Source organism: Acinetobacter sp. F9, assembly GCF_019195275.1.
GTDB lineage: Bacteria > Pseudomonadota > Gammaproteobacteria > Pseudomonadales > Moraxellaceae > Acinetobacter > Acinetobacter pseudolwoffii.
Genome location: NZ_CP078068.1, coordinates 1867354 through 1889917, shown reverse-complemented (window position 1 = coordinate 1889917; position 22564 = coordinate 1867354). Strand labels below are relative to the sequence as shown.

17 protein-coding genes and 1 pseudogene are annotated in these 22564 nt (G+C 43.4%); 9 read left to right on the top strand and 9 right to left on the bottom strand.

Annotation, left to right across the window (positions count from 1 at the left end):
* Positions 1-101: 101 nt before the first annotated feature.
* The 3 genes from dnaN to gyrB are packed head-to-tail and all read left to right on the top strand — an operon-like array spanning position 102 to position 4889.
* Positions 102-1250: a DNA polymerase III subunit beta gene (gene dnaN / locus KT990_RS08995; protein ID WP_218208673.1), complete on the top strand. Its 1149-nt coding sequence runs from the start codon at positions 102-104 to the stop codon at positions 1248-1250.
* A gap of 28 nt (positions 1251-1278) precedes the next feature.
* Positions 1279-2361: a DNA replication/repair protein RecF gene (recF, locus tag KT990_RS08990; protein ID WP_218208672.1), complete on the top strand. Its 1083-nt coding sequence runs from the start codon at positions 1279-1281 to the stop codon at positions 2359-2361.
* A 56-nt stretch (positions 2362-2417) separates the two neighbouring features.
* Positions 2418-4889: a DNA topoisomerase (ATP-hydrolyzing) subunit B gene (gene gyrB / locus KT990_RS08985; RefSeq protein WP_100329864.1), complete on the top strand. Its 2472-nt coding sequence runs from the start codon at positions 2418-2420 to the stop codon at positions 4887-4889.
* Positions 4890-6067: 1178 nt separating this feature from the next.
* On the opposite strand, the gene KT990_RS08980 is transcribed toward gyrB, so the two are convergent.
* Together KT990_RS08980 and KT990_RS08975 are read right to left on the bottom strand one after the other, a co-directional pair.
* The gene (locus KT990_RS08980) at positions 6068-7231 is read right to left on the bottom strand and encodes a zinc-dependent alcohol dehydrogenase (RefSeq protein WP_005173519.1); all 1164 of its coding nucleotides are present in this window, start codon (positions 7229-7231) and stop codon (positions 6068-6070) included.
* A 344-nt stretch (positions 7232-7575) separates the two neighbouring features.
* A complete protein-coding gene (locus tag KT990_RS08975) occupies positions 7576-9507 on the bottom strand; it encodes an ATP-binding cassette domain-containing protein (protein WP_180051067.1) in 1932 nt (643 codons plus the stop codon).
* Positions 9508-9724: 217 nt separating this feature from the next.
* On the opposite strand from KT990_RS08975, the gene KT990_RS08970 reads away from it, so the two are divergent.
* From KT990_RS08970 to erpA, 4 genes are all read left to right on the top strand, one after another.
* The gene (locus tag KT990_RS08970; RefSeq protein ID WP_100535514.1) at positions 9725-10729 is read left to right on the top strand and encodes a putative solute-binding protein; all 1005 of its coding nucleotides are present in this window, start codon (positions 9725-9727) and stop codon (positions 10727-10729) included.
* Between the two features lie 253 nt (positions 10730-10982).
* Positions 10983-11993 (top strand): putative solute-binding protein, encoded by a 1011-nt coding sequence (locus tag KT990_RS08965; protein ID WP_100329867.1) that lies wholly within the window; start codon positions 10983-10985, stop codon positions 11991-11993.
* A gap of 192 nt (positions 11994-12185) precedes the next feature.
* A complete protein-coding gene (locus KT990_RS08960; RefSeq protein ID WP_074384156.1) occupies positions 12186-13193 on the top strand; it encodes a putative solute-binding protein in 1008 nt (335 codons plus the stop codon).
* Between the two features lie 121 nt (positions 13194-13314).
* A complete protein-coding gene (gene erpA / locus KT990_RS08955) occupies positions 13315-13650 on the top strand; it encodes an iron-sulfur cluster insertion protein ErpA (RefSeq protein WP_004281944.1) in 336 nt (111 codons plus the stop codon).
* Between the two features lie 55 nt (positions 13651-13705).
* Here the strand turns inward: erpA and KT990_RS08950 are convergent, their stop codons facing one another.
* From KT990_RS08950 to KT990_RS08925, 6 genes and pseudogenes are all read right to left on the bottom strand, one after another.
* Complete coding sequence (locus KT990_RS08950; protein WP_167381287.1) at positions 13706-14083, bottom strand: hypothetical protein; 378 nt, start codon at positions 14081-14083, stop codon at positions 13706-13708.
* 105 nt (positions 14084-14188) lie between these two features.
* The gene (locus KT990_RS08945) at positions 14189-15097 is read right to left on the bottom strand and encodes a matrixin family metalloprotease (RefSeq protein ID WP_218208671.1); all 909 of its coding nucleotides are present in this window, start codon (positions 15095-15097) and stop codon (positions 14189-14191) included.
* Between the two features lie 60 nt (positions 15098-15157).
* Positions 15158-15418: pseudogene (locus tag KT990_RS08940) on the bottom strand (OXA-134 family carbapenem-hydrolyzing class D beta-lactamase); the annotation flags it as partial.
* Positions 15419-15588: 170 nt separating this feature from the next.
* Positions 15589-17532 (bottom strand): molecular chaperone DnaK, encoded by a 1944-nt coding sequence (gene dnaK, locus KT990_RS08935; protein WP_074383783.1) that lies wholly within the window; start codon positions 17530-17532, stop codon positions 15589-15591.
* 155 nt (positions 17533-17687) lie between these two features.
* A complete protein-coding gene (gene grpE, locus KT990_RS08930; RefSeq protein ID WP_005173545.1) occupies positions 17688-18236 on the bottom strand; it encodes a nucleotide exchange factor GrpE in 549 nt (182 codons plus the stop codon).
* A gap of 853 nt (positions 18237-19089) precedes the next feature.
* The gene (locus tag KT990_RS08925; protein ID WP_218208670.1) at positions 19090-19581 is read right to left on the bottom strand and encodes a hypothetical protein; all 492 of its coding nucleotides are present in this window, start codon (positions 19579-19581) and stop codon (positions 19090-19092) included.
* A gap of 216 nt (positions 19582-19797) precedes the next feature.
* On the opposite strand from KT990_RS08925, the gene KT990_RS08920 reads away from it, so the two are divergent.
* Complete coding sequence (locus tag KT990_RS08920; protein WP_218208669.1) at positions 19798-20868, top strand: alpha/beta hydrolase; 1071 nt, start codon at positions 19798-19800, stop codon at positions 20866-20868.
* A gap of 71 nt (positions 20869-20939) precedes the next feature.
* Here KT990_RS08920 and KT990_RS08915 read toward each other — a convergent pair whose 3' ends face one another.
* The gene (locus tag KT990_RS08915) at positions 20940-21614 is read right to left on the bottom strand and encodes an acetoacetate decarboxylase family protein (RefSeq protein WP_100355786.1); all 675 of its coding nucleotides are present in this window, start codon (positions 21612-21614) and stop codon (positions 20940-20942) included.
* 103 nt (positions 21615-21717) lie between these two features.
* Between KT990_RS08915 and KT990_RS08910 the strand changes: the two genes are divergently transcribed.
* On the top strand, positions 21718-22290 hold the full coding sequence (locus KT990_RS08910) for a peptidylprolyl isomerase (RefSeq protein WP_100355787.1): 573 nt from the start codon (positions 21718-21720) through the stop codon (positions 22288-22290).
* Positions 22291-22564 lie beyond the last annotated feature (274 nt).

Here is a 22564-nt window from a genome sequence, read left to right as displayed (position 1 = left end):
CGCTCAAATTCTATTCTTGCTATGCGGCTGCTTTTGCCGCATAGTAAACCGTTAAAAATTCACTTTTTCTATATTAATCTTCAGCTTTAGAGGAATGCACCGTGCGTTTAAAAATCGCGAAAGAAAGCTTACTGAATGTTCTCTCACATGTCGTAGGAGCGGTTGAACGTCGCCATACCTTAAATATTTTATCTAACCTGAAAATTCAGGTGACTGCACAGGCATTGACCGTTACCGGTTCCGACCTTGAGGTTGAACTGGTGGCCAGTACAACACTGGCTGAAGGTGCATGTTTGCAGGCCGGGGAGACCACAGTTCCGGCGCGTAAGCTGATTGATATCTGTAAGTCACTTCCTTCAGCGGCATTGGTGGATTTGCATATTACTGAAGATCAGCGCTGCATTCTCAAATCAGGTAACAGCCGTTTTGTACTGGGTACCTTGCCTGCTGATGATTATCCATTACTGAATACTGAAAACACCCAAGGTACGCAAGTAACAGTCACCCAGCGTGAGCTGAAGCGTTTATTCGAGAAAACTGCCTTTGCGATGGCGGTGCAGGATGTGCGTTTTTACCTGACCGGTACTTTGCTGGAAATTGATACCAACCAGCTGCGTGCTGTGACCACCGATGGCCACCGTCTGGCGCTTTGTGAAACTGCGGCTCAATCTACTGCGACCCAGCCGATTCAAGCGATTGTGCCACGTAAAGCCGTTGCGGAATTACAGCGTCTGCTCAGTGTTGAAGATGAGCAGTTATCTTTGCTGATTGGTCGTGAACTGCTGAATGTGACCATCAATATGCCAAGCCGTGACAAGGAACAGGCCGATATTACCGTGCGTTTTACCACCAAACTGATTGATGGTAAATTCCCGGATTATCGTCGTGTGATTCCACGTGGCGGTGACAAAATCGTGATGATTGCGCATGATGTGTTCAAGCAGTCTTTGCAGCGTGTCGCGATTTTAAGTAATGAAAAACTCCGTGGCGTGTTCCTGAATTTTAATGCCGATTCCCTGCAACTTCGCGCCAATAACCCGGAACAGGATGAAGCGATTGAGGACTTAGCCATTCAATATGCTGACTCACCGCTGGAGATGTCGTTTAATGCGCAGTACTTGATTGAGGTGCTGGGTGTGCTGGATGGTGATGATGTCTCCATGACCATGACTGAAGCCAATCAGTCTGTGTTAGTACAAGACCCGGCACATACCGATCAAACTTATGTCGTCATGCCGATGCGTGTTTAAGTCGCGGCTATTGATACTCGTATAAGACATGCATATTACGCGTTTACATATTGAGCGTGTACGGAATTTAAAGACGGTTGCTCTCCACGGATTGCAGCCGTTTAATGTTTTTTATGGCCAAAATGGTTCAGGCAAAACCTCGATTTTAGAAGCGATTCATTTACTTGCTGCCGGTCGTTCTTTCCGTACCCATATCCCGAAAAATTATATTCAGCATGGCGCACAGGACGCGATTGTGTTTGCACAGTCCGCGATCGAAAAAATCGGCATGCAAAAAATGGCCAGCGGGGAACAGCTGATCAAGGTCAATGGTGATCTGGTGGCAACGCAGGGCCAACTCGCCAAGCTATTGCCTTTGCAGCTGATTGACCCACAAAGCACCGATATTATTGATCATGGTGCCAAGCCACGACGTCAACTTTTAGACTGGTTAATGTTCCACGTGGAACCTGAGTTTTATCATGCCTGGCAATATTATTCGCGTGCCTTGAAGCAGCGCAATAGTTTGCTCAAAAGCAAACGTTTCTTGAGTCTGTCCGATCTGGAGCCTTGGAACCAGATGCTGAGCGAATATGGCGAGATTTTACATTCGCAGCGTGCGGGTATCGTGGAACAGTGGAAGTCCTTTTTTGAAGATGATCTGCAGCAGCTATTGCCTGATCTGCAGATCAGTCTGGAATACAGTCCGGGGTTTCATAGTGAAACCGGCCTGCTGAATGATCTGACCAATCAGCATGCAAAAGATCTGGAAAGACGTTATACAGAATACGGTCCACATCGCGCAGATTTGCGTCTGAAAACCCCTCTGGGGGATGCTGATGTGATTCTGTCACGCGGGCAAAAAAAGCTGCTGATGATGGCGTTAAAACTGTCGCAAATCGCAATGCTGCATTCTTGTAATAAGGAAACTGTGGTATTATTAGATGATGTGACAGCAGAATTAGATTTAACCGCACAACAACGTTTAATTGAGCGATTGAGCCAACTTGGTAGTCAAGTTTTTATTACCACCTTAGACCATGAATCAGTACAAAAGCACTTACATGATTTGTCTATCTCATATCAGTTATTCAATGTTGAAAACGGTACAGTTCAGGTTGTTGTGCAATAGTATTTTTTTAGTTTTACCCATCTTGGGATAGACCTATTTTTCACTAGGGAGAAACCATGAGTTCAGAAGATCAAGCTGCTTCTCAAACAGAACAAACCATTGAAAAGGCTTATGATTCCTCTAGCATCAAGGTATTACGTGGTTTAGACGCAGTACGTAAGCGTCCGGGCATGTACATTGGTGACACAGACGATGGTACAGGCTTGCACCACATGGTGTTCGAAGTAGTCGATAACTCGATTGATGAAGCCTTGGCAGGCCACTGTGATGAAATTATAGTGACTATTCATGAAGATGAATCGGTTTCAGTTTCTGACAACGGTCGTGGTATTCCAACCGATATTCACCCTGAAGAAGGCGTGTCTGCGGCAGAGGTGATTTTGACCATTCTGCATGCCGGCGGTAAGTTTGATGACAACAGTTACAAGGTCTCAGGCGGTCTGCATGGCGTAGGTGTGTCTGTGGTCAACGCACTCTCTGAAAAACTACTGTTGAACATCAGTCGTGCAGGTAAAACCTATGAACAGGAATACCGTCATGGTGATCCTGTTTATAAATTACGTGAAACAGGGACAACCGAAACGTCAGGTACCACTGTACGTTTTTACCCAAGTGCTGAAACTTTTAGCCAAACCATATTCAATGTCGATATTCTGGCGCGTCGTTTGCGTGAACTATCGTTTCTGAACGCAGGTGTACGCATTGTACTTCGCGATGAGCGCGTCAACCTTGAAAATATCTATGACTATGAAGGTGGTTTATCTGAGTTCGTTAAATACATTAACGAAGGCAAAACGCATCTGAACGATATTTTCCATTTCACTACTGCACAGCTCGACACCGGCATTACGGTAGAAGTGGCATTACAGTGGAATGATTCTTATCAGGAAAACGTACGCTGCTTTACCAATAACATCCCGCAAAAGGATGGTGGTACACATTTGGCTGGTTTCCGTGCTGCACTGACCCGTGGTTTAAATAACTACATGGACAGCGAAAATATCCTGAAAAAGGAAAAAGTTGCAGTCTCGGGTGATGATGCGCGTGAAGGTTTAACCGCGATCGTCTCGGTGAAAGTGCCTGATCCGAAATTCTCTTCGCAGACCAAAGAAAAACTGGTGTCGAGTGAAGTGAAAACTGCGGTTGAGCAGGCCATGAACAAGGCATTTTCTGAATATCTTTTAGAAAATCCACAAGCAGCGAAATCGATTGCCGGCAAAATTATTGATGCCGCGCGTGCCCGTGATGCAGCGCGTAAAGCCCGTGAAATGACCCGTCGCAAGAGCGCACTGGATATTGCCGGTCTTCCAGGTAAGCTGGCCGATTGTCAGGAAAAAGATCCAGCCTTGTCTGAACTGTATCTGGTCGAGGGTGACTCTGCGGGTGGATCTGCGAAGCAAGGCCGTAACCGTAAAATGCAGGCGATTTTGCCGCTGAAAGGTAAGATTCTGAACGTAGAGCGTGCGCGTTTCGACCGGATGATTTCCTCTGCGGAAGTCGGCACACTGATTACTGCACTTGGCTGTGGTATTGGTCGTGAAGAATATAACCCGGACAAATTGCGTTACCATAAAATCATTATCATGACCGATGCTGACGTCGATGGTTCGCACATTCGTACGCTGCTGTTGACCTTCTTCTTCCGTCAGATGCCGGAACTGGTCGAGCGTGGTCATATCTATATCGCCCAGCCACCACTCTACAAGCTGAAAAAAGGCAAGCAGGAACAGTACATCAAAGATAACGATGCACTGGAAACTTACCTGATTTCCAATGCCATTGACGAGCTAGAACTGCATATCAGTGCTGAAGCACCTGCGATTCGTGGTGAAGCACTGGCAAGGGTGATTGCCGATTATCAAACCTCACAGAAGAGCTTGGCGCGTTTAACCCAGCGTTATCCGGCGAGCTTGCTCGATGCTTTGCTGTCGCTGGACGCCTTTAAACTCGATCAGCTTGAAGATAAAAGTTATGTCGAAACTTGGGGTGAAAACCTGCGTGCAGCGATTGAAGCCATTCAGCCGACGCTACGTCCAGAATTAACGCTGGAATCTTTCGAGAAAGAACTGGCAGATGGCCAGAAAACTCAAAGCTGGTTACCAAGAATCACCATCTATGTGCATAACCTGCCACATAGTTATCTATTAGACTCTGTGCTTTTAGGTTCAAGTGAATATGCACGTTTATTAAAGAATTCGAAGAGCTGGTTCAGCCTGCTTGAAGAAGGTGCTTATTTACAAAAGGGTGATCGTAAGATTAACGTGAACAATTTTCATCAGGTTTGGCAGCATATTCTGTCTGACTCGCGTCGCGGTATGATGATCCAGCGTTATAAAGGTCTGGGTGAGATGAATGCGGAACAGTTGTGGGAAACCACCATGGATCCGGATAACCGTAACATGCTGCAAGTGACAGTCACCGATGCGATTGAAGCAGACCGCATGTTCTCTTGTCTGATGGGCGATGATGTGGAACCACGTCGTGCCTTCATTGAAGAAAATGCCTTGAATGCAGACATTGATACCTGATTAAGATGATTTTAAAAAGCGCCTTTCGAGGCGCTTTTTTGATGCAAAATTTATGCGAATATCATCTGAATTATTTTAGAAGCATTCCAACCTAGGTTGTGCTTTTCTGCCAAATGATCAGCTGATTTTAGCTGCAAAAAAAGTCGAATTAAGCGGTGGCTAATCGACCTAAAAAAATTATCCATAAGTAAGCAATATAAAGACAAGTATGAGATCTGGATGAATGCAATTTATCATGGTGGGGAAGTAATTGTGCCACTATAAATATGAAGATTTTAGCAGGGTTTAAAGGATAACTACCGATACTAGGATCAATTGTACAAGTGCTGCAAAATAGCGTGTAGAAGCCATTGAAGCCAAAGTTGGTGTATGAAAAATACCCGTAGCGAAGGCCGAATTGAAGAGTGGAGAGCGATAGAGCTGGAAAATAATAAATACAAAATGATAAAGCTGGTTTTTTTAAATTCTATTATTTGAATGGCTTATTAAAATATCCTGCCGTATCTCAAATAATATGTGAATAGGATTATTTTAAGGTCTGCTCTAAATATGATCAAATATGTGGATAACTACAAAGTTATCCCTAATTAATTATGTGAATAAGATTGTATTTATCCACAAACCAACTCCCTCTCTAGTTAGCTCCTGGTTTTAAATTTAAAAATATTTGGCTTGTGGGCAAGTGCTTTTGAATTTAAAATGGCGTTTTGAATTTAAAGTGCTATTTAGAGTTATATTTCCTCTGTTATACAACCCTGCAAAATCAATAGCTACTCGTCAGCATGCTTGAGCAGCTATTTTTATTGAAAACTATAAATACTTTTAAAATTAATTACTTATATATCTATTGTAGTTTTATTTAATAATGAGCGTGAAATATATTTTGATTGAAAAATAGAGGGTGTAGTTAAACTACATAATTAATTTAACAATCAAGTGAATTTTCATTTTTTTAATTTAAAATCATCGTGTTATTACTTTCCTTTCTTAACTCTTTAGATTTGTATCTGCTGGTTAAGGTCTAAATTTCATTTTGACAATCATGCTATGCATGATGTTTAGAAAAAACAGAAAAGGACATCAAAGTTTTGTGAATTGAAAATAGAAAAAATACAATTCATCAAATGCGGTAAAAAACAAAAAAAGCGCCTGACGGCGCTTTCTTATTGCTTAAATTTTTATGGTGTCAGGATAATCTTGCGGCAGTCTTCTTCACGTTTATCGAAAATGCGATAACCTTCAGCAGCATCTTCCAGTTTCATGCGATGGGTAATAATCAGGTCTGGCGAAAGATCACCATTTTCAATATGTTCCAGTAATTGTGGCAGGAACTTGTGCACATGGGTTTGTCCCATTTTAAAGGTCAGGCCTTTATCGAAGGCATCACCAAACAGGAAACCGTGAATTGGACCGGCATAAACCCCCGGCACACTGACCACACCGCCACGGCGCACCGCCGCAATACATTGTCTTAGCGCAGAACCACTCGAACCTTCCAGTTTTAGATTGGTCATTACCGTTTCCAGCATACTCCCTTTGGCCTCAAAACCCACCGCATCAATCACCGCATCGACACCACGATAACCTGCCGTATTTTGAATGATGAATTCGGCTGCATCCACGTCATCAAAATTGACCGGAATCGCCCCATAAGTTTGATGAGCAAAACGCAAGCGATAAGGATGGTGATCGACCATAAAGATCTGTTCAGCACCAAGCATGCGTGCGCAGGCCGCAGCCAGCAGACCGACCGGCCCAGCTCCATAAATGGCGACACTGGAACCTCGGCCAATCTGGGCATTGGTCACAGCTTGCCAGGCTGTGGGTAAAATATCGGTCAGAAACAATACTTTTTCATCAGGCAGGGAACCGGGAACCTTAAACGGTCCGACATTGCCTTTGGGAATCCGCACATATTCGGCCTGACCGCCTGGCACACCGCCATACAGATGGCTATAACCAAACAGGGCGGCACCTGGTGGAATCTGTTTTTTATTGATAATTGCACCACGTCCGCTATTGGTATTTTCACAGGCAGCCATCAGCTCGTGTTCACAGAAAAAACAGTGGCCACATGCAATCACAAAGGGAATAATCACCCGATCGCCTTTTTTTACTGAAGTGACTTCAGGACCGACTTCTTCGACCACCCCCATAAATTCATGACCGAAAATATCACCCTGTTCGGTTGCGGGAATTTTCCCACGATAAAGATGCAGGTCTGAGCCACAGATAGCAGTAGCAGTTACTCTGAGAATGACATCATCTGCTTCCTGAATGACTGGATCAGGAACAGATTCAACTCGTACATCGCGAGTACCGTGATAAGTAAGAGCACGCATGCGGATTTCCTCTCTCTAGTTCAACATTAAACAGACTCGAATCAAGGCTGCCAAAAATTAAAAAACACTTGTATTAGAGCCTTAGGATGCAAGCTGACGCTGTAAATTAATGTATGAAAAAAGCCACTCCACTGTTTAAAAAATAAACTTATATGGCACTTGCGTAATTCACGACAAAATGTGTCGAGTTTTGAAGAAGAGATGCAGCACTCAAGAATAGCGAGGAACTACACGAAGATGAAAAGCAGGAGGAAAATATTAAAAATGGGTGGTTTTAATAAAAAAAAAGAGATGAATAACGCTTGTTACTCATCTCTCAGATAATGGGGGGTATTGAAATAGCGTTAGAAGGACTGCTCCAGACTTTCCAGTTCCATCATCAGTTCCAGCATCTGTTCCTCGGCTGTTTCCAGTTTGGCTTTCAGCTCGGTTTGCTCATTCATCAGTTTGAGCAAATCATTTTTACGTGAGGCGTCATATAAAGCACTATCTCCGAGCAAGCTTTCAATTTCAGCCAGTCGTGGTTGCAGCTTTGAAATCTGTGTTTCACATTTTTCGATATTTTTACGAATCGGGCGGCTCAGTTCCCGCTGGCGTGCCGCTTCCTTACGCTGTGCTTCTTTGTCCAGTTTGGAAATGGTTGCTTTGACTTCGACCTGAGATTTCACCGGCTCGGCTGGCTTTTGTCCATTTTTGATCATCTCAATGCGGGCTTGGCGTAACCAGTCGGCATAAGCGGTCAGATCACCGTCAAATTCACGGCATTGACCATTATGTACCAGCAGCAATTCATCACAGACACTGGCAATCAGCTGGCGTTCATGCGACACCAGCACCACAGCACCTTCAAAATCCTGCAAGGCCATGGTTAATGCATGACGCATATCCAGATCTAAATGGTTGGTCGGTTCATCCAGAATCAACACGTTTGGACGCTGCCAGACAATCAATGCCAGAGCCAGACGGGCACGTTCACCGCCTGAGAAACTTTCACTTGGCGTATCCATGCGTTCGCCGCTAAAACCAAAACTGCCCAGGAAAGAACGTAAGCTGGCTTCACTGATTTTTTTATCGGCAATACGGGCCAGCTGTAACATCGGGCTGGCATTGCCATCCAGTGCATCCATTTGGTGTTGGGCAAAGTAGCCAATATTGAGCAGTTCCGAGTCTTTGCGCAGACCCTGAAGCAATTTTAAATCACCGACCAGCGATTTAATTAGGGTAGATTTACCGGCACCATTCATCCCGAGCAAACCAATCCGGCTGCTTGGCGTGATCTGTAAATTGACATTGGTGACAATCAGCTTGTCACCATAACCAATATCGGCATGTTCCAGTTGCAATAAAGGCGAACTCATTTTGGTCGGTTCACGGAAACTGAAGGTAAATGGTGTATCAACATGGGCAGCAGACAGTTCCTGCATACGCTCCAGCTGTTTGATCCGGCTCTGTGCCTGCTTGGCTTTGGTGGCTTGCGCTTTAAAACGGTCAATATATTTTTGCAGATGTGCGCGGGTTTCCAGCTGCTTTTCATAAGCCTGTTGCTGCTGCGCCAGACGTTCACTGCGGGTACGCTCGAAGGTCGAGTAGTTACCGGTATATAAAATCAGTTCCTGATTTTCAATATGTAAAATATGGTCGGTAATCGCATCGAGAAAATCCCGGTCATGCGAAATCAGCACCAGCGTACCTTCATAGGCTTTCAGCCAGTCTTCGAGCCAGAGAATGGCATCCAGGTCTAAATGGTTGGTCGGTTCATCAAGAAGGAGTAAATCGGAACGGCTCATCAGGGTACGCGCCAGATTCAGGCGCATGCGCCAGCCACCAGAAAAACTTGAAACATCCAGTTGGGATTGATGTTCAAAAAAGCCCAGACCGGCCATCAGTTGCGAAGCTTTGGCCGGCGCAGAATAACCTGAAATTTCATCAAAACGGCCATATAAATGCGCCAGTTCTGCATCATCCAGTTGATCTGGCTGCTCCAGTTTCTGCTGAATATCCCAGTATTCTTCATCGCCGGACAAGACGAAATCAATGGCTTTCATATTCAGCGCTTTGATTTCCTGTGCCATATGCGCCACGGTCCATACCGCAGGACGGGTCAACGAACCGGTGTCTGACTCCATGCCGCCGAGCAAAGCTGAAAACAGGGTCGATTTCCCGGCACCATTGACACCGGTTAGGCCAATTTTCCATCCTGGGTGTAACTGCATCGACGCTTTTTGAAATAAAACACGTCCACCGCGACGTATAGATAACTGGTCTAACTGAATCATTGAGAAATCAAAGCTAAGAAATAAGATGCGCCTATTCTAAAGGAAAGCCTTGTGAAAATGAAAAATCTTGCGACTTTTACTGAAATGAGCCAGCTTTTAAATACTGTGAATTTATATATTATGGACGCATAAGTTGAGTATAAGCTCTATTTTCAGCATTAACAGTTGTTTATAGTAGAAGCTGATCGAGCAAAAAATACGATAGAGTAAAATAAAAATGAAAAAGGGATTTTTAGTTTTATCTGCACTGGGTCTACTGGCATCGACTTCAAGTCATGCCAAAGTAAATGTCTGTGTTTTTGATTTGCTGGGCAAGTCTGGCGAATCTTTTAAATTAATGGAGGAATGGGCTTTAGCTGCAAAAGCTTGGAATACTGATGTTCAATTGACTGCCTATCAGGACGAAGCCAAAGTGGATCAGGATGCCAAGGCCGGAAAATGCGATGGCTTCTATATGACCTCCATGCGGGCCCGTGCCTATAACAAATTCGCCGGTTCCATTGATGCGATTGGTGGTGTGCCAAATAATGACATTGCCATGAAAGCCATTAGTTATGTACTGGACAAACGCAACAGCAAGCGCCTGATCACCCAGATTGGCAAAGAAAAATTTGAAGTGGCTGGGATCGGGCAGATTGGCCCGGCTTATATTTTTGTCCGTGATCGCGAGCTGAATAAACTGGAACAGGTAAAAGGCAAGAAATTTGCCGTGCTGCATTATGACTATGCCCAGAAAATTATGGTCAACCGGATTGAAGCCGTGCCGGTAATGTCGGAAATTTCCAATTTTATCCGTAAATTTAATCAGGGCGAAGTCGATATTGTGGCTGCACCGGCTTATGCCTTTAAACCACTCGAATTAGAAAAAGGTCTGGGCAATAAAGGCGCCATGATTAATTTTCCAGTAATCAATGTCACTGCCGACCTGATCATCCGGCAGGATAAATTTCCTGACTCTTTCGCAGTACAATCCAGAGACTGGTTTGTGAAACAGTTGCCGCGCAGTTTTGCCATGGTGAAACGTATGGAAGCGGAAATTCCCAATAAATATAAGCTGAACTTAAGCCGTGAAGATCGCATTGCCTATCAGAAGATTCTGCGCGAAGGCCGCATCGATTTAACCCGGCAGGGGATTTATGATCCCGGCATGATGACGGTATTGAAGCGTGCCCGCTGTACCGTCGAAAGAACCAATTTTGAGTGTTCAATTAGTGGCGAATAAAATTCAAATGATGTATATCTTTGTAACTCTCACGGATTAAATGTAATGATACGAAACTTCTATTAAATATTAAGAAATTGATATTTAAAAATATTTTATAAAATAATATTTAGAACATACGCTGATTTATCTTTATAGGCCAAAACACGGGTTTTAAATGGAGTAAATGCTCTATTTTTTTTAATTAAACTTGCTTAATATTTGTTCCGTGTACGGCCACTCAGCGAATAACAAGATTCCAAAGGATAATACAATGAAAAAAGCACTCTTATCATTGGCTGCACTTTCTACATTTGGTTTTGCCAATGCAGTGCATGCAGAAAAAGTCGATATCTGCGTGTTTGACTTACTGGGTAAATCGGGTGAGTCTTTCCAGATGGCGCAAGAATGGGCACTGGCTGCAAAAGGCTGGGGCGCAGAAATCAATCTGATTGCCCGCCAGGATGAAGCTGTTGCCGACAATGATTTTAAAGCCGGAAAATGTGATGGTGTATTTATGACTGCCATGCGCGCCCGTCAATACAATAAATTTGCCGGTTCTATCGATGCACTGGGCGGTGCACCGAGCAATGCAATTGCACAGCGTGCCATTAGTTTTGCGCTGGACAAACGCAATGCCAGCAAAATGGTGACTAATCTGGGTGGTAAAAAATACGAAATTGCCGGGATTGCACCACTTGGTTCGGCGTTCATCTTTGTCCGTGACAAAAATATTAACTCGATCGAAAAAGCCGCAGGTAAAAAATTCGCGGTATTGGGCTATGACGATGCCCAGAAAATTATGGTGCAGCGTGTTGGTGCACAGGCCGTGATTTCCGATGTATCCAATTTTGTGGCCAAATTTAACAATGGTCAGGTGGATATGGTGGGGGCACCAGCCTATGCTTATAAACCGCTAGAGATTTATAAAGGCCTCAGCAATAACGGCGCGATGTTTAATTTCCCGGTGCTGCATGTGACGTCTGATTTTGTCATTCGCCCGGAAAAATTCCCGGCAGGTTTTGGGCAAAAATCGCGTGACTGGTTTATCAAAAACCTGCCAAAAAGTATGGCCATGATCGGCCGTCTGGAAGCCGGAATTCCGTCGAAATATAAAATGAATCTGAGCGTGGAAGATAGAACCAAGTATCAGAAAATGTTACGTGATGGCCGTATGGACATGACCAAACGCGGAATATATGATGCTGGCATGATGTCAGTGTTAAAACGCGCGCGCTGTTCTGTCGACAAAGCCAATTTTGAGTGTTCACTTCCGGGTGAGTAATTTGATTTTTAAAGAAAAAGCTTAGCTGAGTCTAAGCTTTTTTTGTGGTTGAACTGAGGCAGCTCAGCCATTGTACAGCTGATTAAATAGCTTAAGCTTGATCTAAAGATTGATTTCTTATGATTAATATAAAAACAATTAGATGCGGCTGAAATCGCAATAACAAAAACAAGGTATAAGGACATTAGGATGATGCAAAGAAGATGGAAAATACTGGCATTGGCCGCAGCGACATTTACTGTTTCAGGTCTGGTACAGGCCAAACAGGTGATGTGCGTATTTGATCTGGTGGGCAAAAATGGCGATGTGTATAGCGTCATGAAAGATTATCAGCTGGCAGCGAAAAACTGGGGCGCTGATATCGAGCTTAGAGTGAATACCAATGAAGCCGTGGTTGCAGAAGATTTTAAAGCCGGAAAATGTGACGGGATTAGTGTTACTGGAATGCGCGGGCGTCAGTTCAACAGTTTTACCGGCTCACTCGATGCCATCGGGGCGATTCCAGATCTGAATCTGGCCGTTAAAGTGATGCAGGGTCTGGCGAGTCCGACTTTTGCCAAACATATGCTCAATGGCAAATATGAAGTGGTGGGGGTGATTCCTGTCGGTGATGCTTTTCTGTTGGTCAATGACCGTAGTATTAATACCGTGGCCAAAGCTGCAGGTAAAAAAATTGCGGTACTCGACTATGATGAAGCACAAAAAATCATGGTGCAGCAGGTTGGTGCTCAAGCCGTTAGTGCCGATGTCACCAACTTTGGCGCCAAGTTTAACAATGGTCAGGTTGATATCATTGGCGCACCCGCTGCGGTATTTAAACCCCTAGAATTACACAAAGGCTTAGGTACAAAAGGTGCGATTGTGAATTATCCGGTGTTGCAAGTGACCGGTAATATCATTATCCGTCCCGATAAATTCCCGGCGGGTTATGGTCAAAAATCACGTGAATGGGTGAGAAGCCAGTTGCCGCGCGCTTTTGGTATTCTGGGCAAAATGAAAGCCGATATTCCTGCAAAATACTGGATGGATATTCCGGCTGCAGATAAACCGGGCTATCAGAAAATGATGCGCGATTCCAGAATCGACCTGACCAAACGCGGCGTATATGATAAACGCATGATGAAACTGCTGTGGCAATTCCGTTGTAAGCAGAACCCGCAAAACTTCGAATGTGCCTTACAGGATGAGAACTACAAATAATCCTGATAAAATTACTCTGATTTGACTTTTAATCTGTAGAGACTGACCATATATTGAGTGTGTTATACTTCGATATGGTCTTTTCTTTTTAAAGACATTCCATTCAACAGAGGAATCCGCCATGAATGCCCAAGCGCTTGTGCTCACCGACAATGCCGCAAATAAAGTACGCCAGTTGCGTGACAGTGAAGGTAACCAAGACTTAATGCTCCGTGTGTATGTTACCGGTGGCGGCTGTTCAGGTTTCTCTTATGGCTTTAACTTTGCCGAAAGTCAGAATGAAGATGATGCAGAATTTGCCAACGGCGATGTGAAAGTACTGGTCGATTCACTCAGCTATCAATATCTGGTCGGTTCAGTTGTAGATTATTTGGAAGGTCTGGAAGGTTCACGCTTTGTGGTGCAAAACCCGAATGCGACCACCACTTGTGGTTGTGGATCTTCATTCTCGATCTAAACACGTACAATAAAAAAGTCCTCTTGATGAGGACTTTTTTATATCTGAAGAAAACTTAATTTTCCAGTTTTACCGCTTCCAAGAGGTCAAAAATTACTGATGTGACATCCTGACTCAGCTCACGATTATTAAAAATCTCATAAGCGCTAATGGTAATATCGGTATCACTTGGCAACAGGCGCTGCTCTTCTTCGATCAGGTCATTGATCGGCAAGAGGGTCTGTTTGATTTCCAGATGTAAAATATCTTTATATTCCAGATTCTCATCGTCCAGTTCAATCAGCTGTTCATTGAAATAAGGCAATAAAATCGCATGAAGATGTGGCTGAATATCCTCAATATCAAAGATCTCGATATCACGCGTTTCATCAATCGTACTAATGTGGTCATTTACTTCAATTAAAATATGGTAGTAACTCACATGAATCTCCAAAGATGGCCTGAACAATGTAGCCGTTCACAATAACATGAAATCCGAATAGAGTGTTTTTTATAACACTTATACACTTAAATTAATTAAGGAATTCAGGCTGATCACTTAACGGTGATACAGCAAAGTCTTGTCGGCAGGTCGCAACTGAAAGTGTTGTAAATTCTGTTTTCCCAGTACCGGATACATCAGCGCCTCTGGATCATCATGATGATACAGGCCCAAAGCATGCCCCAGTTCATGAGCCAGTGTCAGACGCAGATCATCTTCTGCATCAAACTGATATACATGAATCTGATGACCCATAAATACCCCTTTATGAAATTCACGGGCAGGAAAACGTTGCTGGGCCTGAATGATATTCTGTTGATGATTTTCAAGACTATGTTGATGCAGCGAAACATTCAGGTTAAAAGAACTTTGCTGTCGCTGAAGATACTCGGCTTCCCGTTTAAAATTTTCCGATTTGCGCTGTAAAGCCTGAAATTCATATTCTAATTGTTCGTGCTCATAGGCAGATAAATTTGGCTGATGCCGTCGTTGCTGTAGCTTCTGAAATTCATAATTAATCTGATCTCTTTGCTGGATCAAGCGTTGTTGTTGACTTTCCAGATGTTGATAAGATGCTTCCAGATTTTTGACCTGACGTTGATACTGGGCATCATCTGCCAGCAACTGTTTTTCGACTTTCTTTAAGGCATTATATTCCTGTTGCCGTTGATCATAGATCAGATGAATACTCAGCTGGGCATTTTCATCATAGAGCAGCAGATCATCGCGATGGGTGCCCTGATGCCAGATCTCGACGGCTTCTTTGCTCAGTTGAATCACTTGCTCTTTACTCAGCCCAAAGCCTGCATCTACCTGATCGACCTTAAAGCGTAAACGTGTGTCAAAAGGATGACTGAGCCGGTCTGCAAGCGAGTTGTAGCGCAGTTGTGGATGAGCTTTGGTCTGCATATGCATAGAGGTAGACAGGATTAACCCAACGATGACCAGACAAAATAGAAGGCGCATATTGCTATTGAGATGCTTATTTTTAAAAAATATAGCTTAATTTTAAGGCATTTCCCATGCTTATTTGCCTTCCTGCTCAGCTTTTGGATAAAGTCCTAATTCGGCCAAGGTTTGCTGTAAAATGTCCAGGCGAATCGCCGGATCCATATGACTGTGCATCTGCATATTCAGGGAAAAGGCCACGATGTCAGCCTGTGGTGTTTCGATCCAGCCCGTGCGTCAGCCAACTTGCGCTTCCAGCTCCATACCCCGGCCGGATTTGGCATACAGTCGACAAGCGTGGCGTTCCTGTAGCAATAACATGGCTTTAACCCATTGCTGAAAGGCCGCAAAATCAGAATTTTCAGGGTTGATGGTCGTTTCATGCTGGATTTAGCTTAAACAGCTTTACTTGAACATACGATCCATTTTTAGTCATTTTACCTTCATGCTTTAAAATTTGGACATAAAAAAACCGCGCTATTGCGCGGTTTTTCAGTTAAAGCGACAAATTATTTTTTGTCATCTTTTACTTCAGTGAACTCAGCATCTACAACGCCGTCGTCCGCTTTTTGCTGTTGTTGACCAGCGTCACCACCGAATGCGTTCGGATCAAACCCTTGCGCACCGCCTTGGCCTTGAGCTGCTTCATAGGCACGCTGAGTGATCGGCATGATGATGTTTTGAAGCGCTTCAGTTTTCGCTTTGATTTCTTCAACATCATTTTCTTTAGTTGATGCTTCAAGCTCAGAAACCGCAGTTTCAATTGCAGTTTTTTCGTCTGCAGTCACTTGCTCGCCCAAATCTTTCACTGCTTTTTGAGCAGAAGAAACTAACGCATCCGCTTCGTTACGTGCTTTCGCTAATTCTTCGAATTTGCGATCTTCTTCAGCATTCGCTTCAGCATCACGGATCATTGCTTCGATTTCAGCATCAGACAAACCTGAGTTTGCTTTAATCTGGATCGATTGCTCTTTACCCGTGCTCTTGTCTTTTGCAGATACTTTCAAGATACCATCAGCGTTGATATCGAAAGACACTTCAATTTGTGGCACACCACGTGGCGCAGGTGGGATATCGCCCAATTGGAAGTTACCCAACAATTTGTTTTGCTGTGCCATTTTACGTTCACCCTGGAACACAGAAATGTCTACAGCAGGCTGGTTGTCAGCAGCAGTCGAGAACACTTGAGATTTCTTCGCAGGAATCGTGGTGTTTTTCTCGATGATTGCTGTTAACACGCCACCCATGGTTTCGATACCAAGTGTCAGCGGAGTAACGTCAAGTAGAAGTACGTCAGTTTTGTCACCTGAAAGTACCGCACCTTGAATCGCAGCACCCATTGCGACTGCTTCATCAGGGTTTACGTCTTTACGTGGCTCTTTACCGAAGAATTCTTGAACCTTCTGTTGAACCATTGGCATACGTGATTGACCACCCACCAAAATCACGTCAGAGATGTCTGAAGTCGAAAGACCAGCATCTTTAAGTGCAATCTTACATGGCTCAATGGTACGCGCAACCAAGTCAGCAACCAAACCTTCAAGTTTCGCACGTGTTACGTTGATCACCAAGTGTTTAGGACCAGTCGCATCAGCAGTGATGTATGGCAGGTTGATTTCAGTTGCATTCGAAGAAGAAAGCTCGATCTTCGCTTTTTCAGCAGCTTCTTTTAAACGTTGCAGCGCAAGCGGATCTTGTTTCAAGTTGAAGTTTTGTTCTTTCTTGAACTCTTCAACCAGGAATTCGATCAATGCGTTATCGAAGTCTTCACCACCCAGGAATGTATCACCGTTAGTAGACAATACTTCGATTTGCTGGTCGCCATCAAGATCCGCAATTTCAATGATTGAAACGTCGAATGTACCACCACCCAAGTCATAAACCGCGATTTTACGGTCACCTTCTTTCTTGTCCATACCGAACGCAAGTGCAGCAGCCGTTGGTTCGTTGATGATACGTTTCACTTCTAAACCTGCAATTTTACCTGCATCTTTCGTTGCTTGACGCTGGGCATCGTTGAAGTAAGCAGGAACGGTAATGACCGCTTCAGTTACTGTTTCACCCAGGTAATCTTCCGCTGTTTTTTTCATCTTTTTCAAGATTTCAGCAGAGATTTGCTGTGGCGCAAGTTTCTTGTCGTTGACATCAACCCAAGCATCACCGTTGTCAGCTTTGATGATTTTGTACGGTACCAGACCGATATCTTTTTGTACCGCTTGGTCTTCATAACGACGACCGATCAAACGTTTGATCGCGAACAAGGTATTTTTCGGATTCGTTACCGCTTGACGCTTTGCCGATTGACCTACCAGAATTTCGCCATCTTTATAGGCAATAATTGATGGCGTTGTACGCGCGCCTTCAGCGTTTTCGATTACTTTAACTTTGTCGCCTTCAAGTACTGCAACACATGAGTTTGTAGTACCTAAGTCAATACCAATGATTTTAGCCATTTGGATGTTTCCTCAAAAATTTTTTTATTCCCAAACTTTTCCCTTTATCAAAGGGAAATTAAAAGGGATTTACTTGTTATCCGATATGAGAGCCGTTCGATTTTTTTCAAGTAAAATTGTTGAAAAAATTTCACAAACTCCCGAATTTATTTGGCTTAAGCGCCAACCATGACCATCGCCGGACGCAACAGGCGGTTATTCAGCGTGTAGCCTTTTTGCAAAACAGTGCCAATTTCATTGGCTTTGGCATTTGGATCAATCCCAACTGCCTGATGCAGATCAGCATTAAAGCCGTTACTGGTGTCTACCACCACGACTCCAAATTTCTCTAAGGTATTCAATAAAGATTTAAGTGTCAGTTCAACGCCTTCCAGCAGTGGAGTTTTCTCTTCACCTGCGGCAACAATGGCGCGCTCGAGATTGTCGACGGTTTCTAAAAGTTCTTTAGAGAACTTTTCTAAAACGGTATCTTTATGCTTTTCAGATTCACGCTGAATACGCTCCACACTTTTTTGTGCTTCGTAGACTGCATTGGCCGTACGTGCTTTTTCTAACTTTAAGTCACCTTCAAGCTGCGCAATCTGCTCTTGTAAAGACTCAACGGAAACTTCAGCCTGCTCGGTTTCAGCTTGAGTTTGCGCTGTATCTTGTTCCGCTTGCTCTTGCTCAAATTTTTGAGCTTGCTCGTTTTGCTCAGTCGCCATTGATTTACTCCGTTTAAATGGGTTCTTAAACATGTACAGTCCTCAGGCCTCAGTATTCACTGCGTTAATGCTGAACTGCCATGGTTGAAGTTCTTGATTACCTAAAGAAATCGGGGCAGGGTGTAAAAATTCAAGCGTCAGTCAAGATTAAATTTAAGATTTATACAAAATTCTGAATAAAACAGCGAGCAGATGGCAGGCTTTTACCGCGATATAGGCGGAGATAAATTGAAGTAAATGATCAAGGAGCCATCTAATCATTACTGTATACGTCGCTGAATAGACAGTCTGGGCTTTAAAATAAAACATGAATTATTTGAAAATAAATATAAAAAATTGATAATCGTATTTTTGAATAAATTTAATAATTTTAATCTGTTTTAAATATTGGTAAAAAAATTGCATGATACTGACATAGACAGCGACCTTGTTCAGAGGAGAGAGCCGAACTCGGTTGCTGTTGCCTTATTTCAAGTTACTTTTTTCAAGCTGAGTTCCCCCAAGACTCGGCTTTTTTTTGCCTGATTATTTATTAGACATAAAAGCGATTAATATCTAAGCAATAAAGTATTTCTCAATAGATGAACTTTTGATTAATATTTATTCCAGATTCTATCGCTGTAGTTTCTTCTTATTTTGAAATGTGTTTTCGTGGCTTATCTTTTTCTCTAAGATAGGCCTTTTTTTTTGCTAAAATTGAGCATTCTTGCTTTGATCAAGATAAAAATGATGGCTTGGCGGCTTAGTCCGGCCTTCATGCAAAAATACTGCTTTTATCCAATCAGCTTGAGATAAAATTTTCCATTAAAAAAGCCTGCTACAGGCTTTTTTAACAAAGAGTGAAATCAAAGTATTAATCACGGCGATCGCGTGGACGCTGCTGTTGCTGTTGACGTCGATTATCGCTCCAGCGTGGGTTAGATGAACGGTTTTGCTGGGCTTTTCTGACACGCTGATCGGTGATCCGTTTACGATCCTGCTCCAGGCGGCGTTTATTACGTTCTGTTTCAGCCTGTTTTTGCCGTTGGCTCATCATGTTTTTACGCTGCTGTTCCTGGCGTTGTCGTTCCAGCTGGCTTTTACGTCGGTCCTGTTCTAACTGTCTTTTACGGTCCTGTTCCCAGTTACGACGCTGCACTTCCTGTTTACGTCGATCCAGTTCAATACGTTTACGTTGCTGTTCATATTCCCAGCGTTGCCGATCATAACGACGATCCTGTTCATAGCGGCGATCAGAACGCTGATCATAACGGCCATCGTAGTAGCCACCATCTTCAGGGAAAGCAACACAGCCTACAGCCAAAAATGCAGTCGCCAGAGACAGAGCTATAATTTTGCCAGCCATAGGCATTCTCCCAACTTGAAATAAAAAATATACTGAAGCTCGCAAAACTACGTCAAAAATACCATTTAAATGGTCAATGACATCTTTTATAAATCAGGTTAACGTATTGGATAAAACTATATGTACGTAGATATTAAGACTTATATAAGAATATGGTCACTGAAACGCTAATCGTGTAGAAACTATGAAGAATTAAGAGAATAAGGACTAAAAATAATGACTGTGAATCATCCAGTACTGAAAAGTGTAATCGAAAAAGGGCAAGGCACAGCAGCGCGTATGCTGGATCGCTTACCTGGTATTGCACAAGACGCATTGGTTAAGGCTTTGGACTATCCTCATCACTATCCTAATTTAGACCCCATGGTCAAATGCCTGATGGCGATTCAGCTTAAACAGGGGCATGGCAGCTTTCTGAGTGAAGATGTCGCACAGGCACGGGTGGCATTTGATGCGCGCATGAAAACAATTCAGGCCAGACCGACTGCTGTGAAAATGGTAGAAGAGCTGCGTCTGCCTTTGCAAAGTGGCAGCATCTTTGCCCGGCATTATCATCCTGCACCGCAAAAGAAGTTGCCTATGGTGATTTTTTATCATGGCGGTGCATTTATGGTGGGTGGTCTGGACAGCCATGATGAGTTCTGTCGCCTTCTGGCAGTGCATGCCAAAGTACAGGTGCTGAGTGTGGCTTATCCGCTGACACCGGAATTTAGTCCCTTGCAAATGGTACAGGTCTGTGAAGATGCCCTGGCCTGGGCACATCAGCATAGTAAACAGCTGAAAGTGTATAAAAACCGGATTGCGGTGGCGGGAGACAGTGCAGGTGGAAATCTGGCAGCAGTGGTGGCGCAGCGTAGTGTAGGCAAATCTTATGCAGCACGTGCCCAGCTCTTGCTTTATCCGGCGGTTGATTTTAAAAGCCGTCATCCCTCTTTTTATGCTTATAAAGATGGCTTGGTATTGTCAGATCAGGATATTGATCTGGTGACCTTGATGTATGCCCAAACCCACCAGATTGAACTGGATGATCCATTAGTTTCTCCCACCTATGGTCAATTGAAAAACTTGCCGCCTGCTTATGTGATTACCGCACAACATGATGTTTTGCATGATGAAGGTTCTATTTATGCACATAAATTACGTCAAAATGGGGTAAGTGTTTATTATCATGACTATATCGATCAGGCCCATGGTTTTATCAATTTAACCCCGATTTCCCGCCGTGCTAAAAAATATGTAATCGAGATCAGCAAGGATTTTCGCAAATTTTGGGATAAACATAGTTAAATCCAAAATGTGCATACAAAAAGGTGTTTCTCATGAAACACCTTTTTTTATAGATAGGTTTTTATCAATTCTTATACTTTGCTGCTGATCTGCGCTTCAGGAAAGATCAGATTGAATTTGGGAACATAAAAGCTTTGCAGCAATTTGGCTTTGGAAAAGTCTGGAAATATATTGTCGATATCTTGCCATTCTACTTGCGAGAGTTTGGAGAGATGACCACGGAACTGTGGACTAAACTGAAAACGCTGACCTTTCCAGGCTTGCTGAATCTTCAGCATAGATGCTGGAATATGATGACTATTAATGTAGAACTGGCGTGCAGATTTGGTTTTCTTCAGCCGAATTGTCATATGCTGGTTTTGATGCTGAATCTGACACAGCACTTCCTGATCCTTTTCCTGCCATTCAAATTGCGCATGTTCTTTGGGAATGCCCCATAAATGCTGACCGTGTACCACAGACTCATGGGTAGACACATAAATTTTAGGAATCGAGCTGAGGTGCCGTTTACTAATTAAAGGATGATCCAGAATCAGTAACTCATCATAAGGGCCAATCGGCGAAGAATGATAACGCACCAATAAGACTTGGACCATCCGCCCCAGCGGAGATGGTGCGATCCGGAACTGTTTCGCTTGCTCAATAAAGCTGGGGGTCAGCCAATAATTCAGAATAAAACCTTCACCCTGCAAACGCCAAGGTGGAAACTGGTGGATATTTTGCTCCTGTAATAATGCATGCTTCATTCTTATTCTCTTGTCTTTAGTCGGCAGATCACTGCATTATGAGTTATAAAAGATTAATATATAGTCATTCACAACCATTACTTCTAAGTAGATGAGTTAATAAATGTTAAAGAAATCATTATGTGTGATCGCACTTGCTGCGCTCAGTCTACCAAGCTTTGCTGCAAATACGATTATTGAGATGAAGACTTCATCAGGAAATATTGAAATTGAACTCTTCAATGACAAAGCGCCAATCTCGGCAAAGAACTTTGAAAGCTATGTAAAGAGTAACTTCTATAAGGACACGATCTTTCACCGCGTCATTCCAGGCTTTATGGTGCAGGGCGGTGGCTTTGATGTGAACATGCAGGAAAAAGCCAATACCAAAGCACCCATTAAAAACGAATCATCGAATGGTCTGCAAAATAAACGCGGTACTTTAGCCATGGCGCGTACCAATCAGCCGGATTCTGCCCGAGCACAATTCTTTGTGAACCTGGTTGATAATGATTTCTTGGATCGTTCTGCCAGAAATGCCGGCTATGCGGTCTTTGGTAAGGTCACTAAAGGTATGGATATCGTCGATCAGATTGCTAAAGTACCGACCCGAAACTATGGAATGCATCAAAATGTGCCGGTGAACCCTGTAAAAATCACCAGTGTGACGATTAAAGCACCAGTCGTGAAAAACTAGGTACAGAATAAAACAGAAATATTTAATTTATATTTCTGTTTTAAAAATATGTACTTATGTAATGAATTGTATGGAATTGAACCAATTTGGTGCATAAAAATAAAACACTCGTGATTCCTGTGCGTTAAAAGCGCTTGCACGTGTAAGAAATTGCCCTATAATGAGCACATACCGACGAGATAGACGGAAACGAACGAAGCAGATTGCTGAGTTGTTAAGTATATCGAAGTCCAGCTTCTGGCACTGACGAGGTGTTAGAAAGATCATTAAGAGA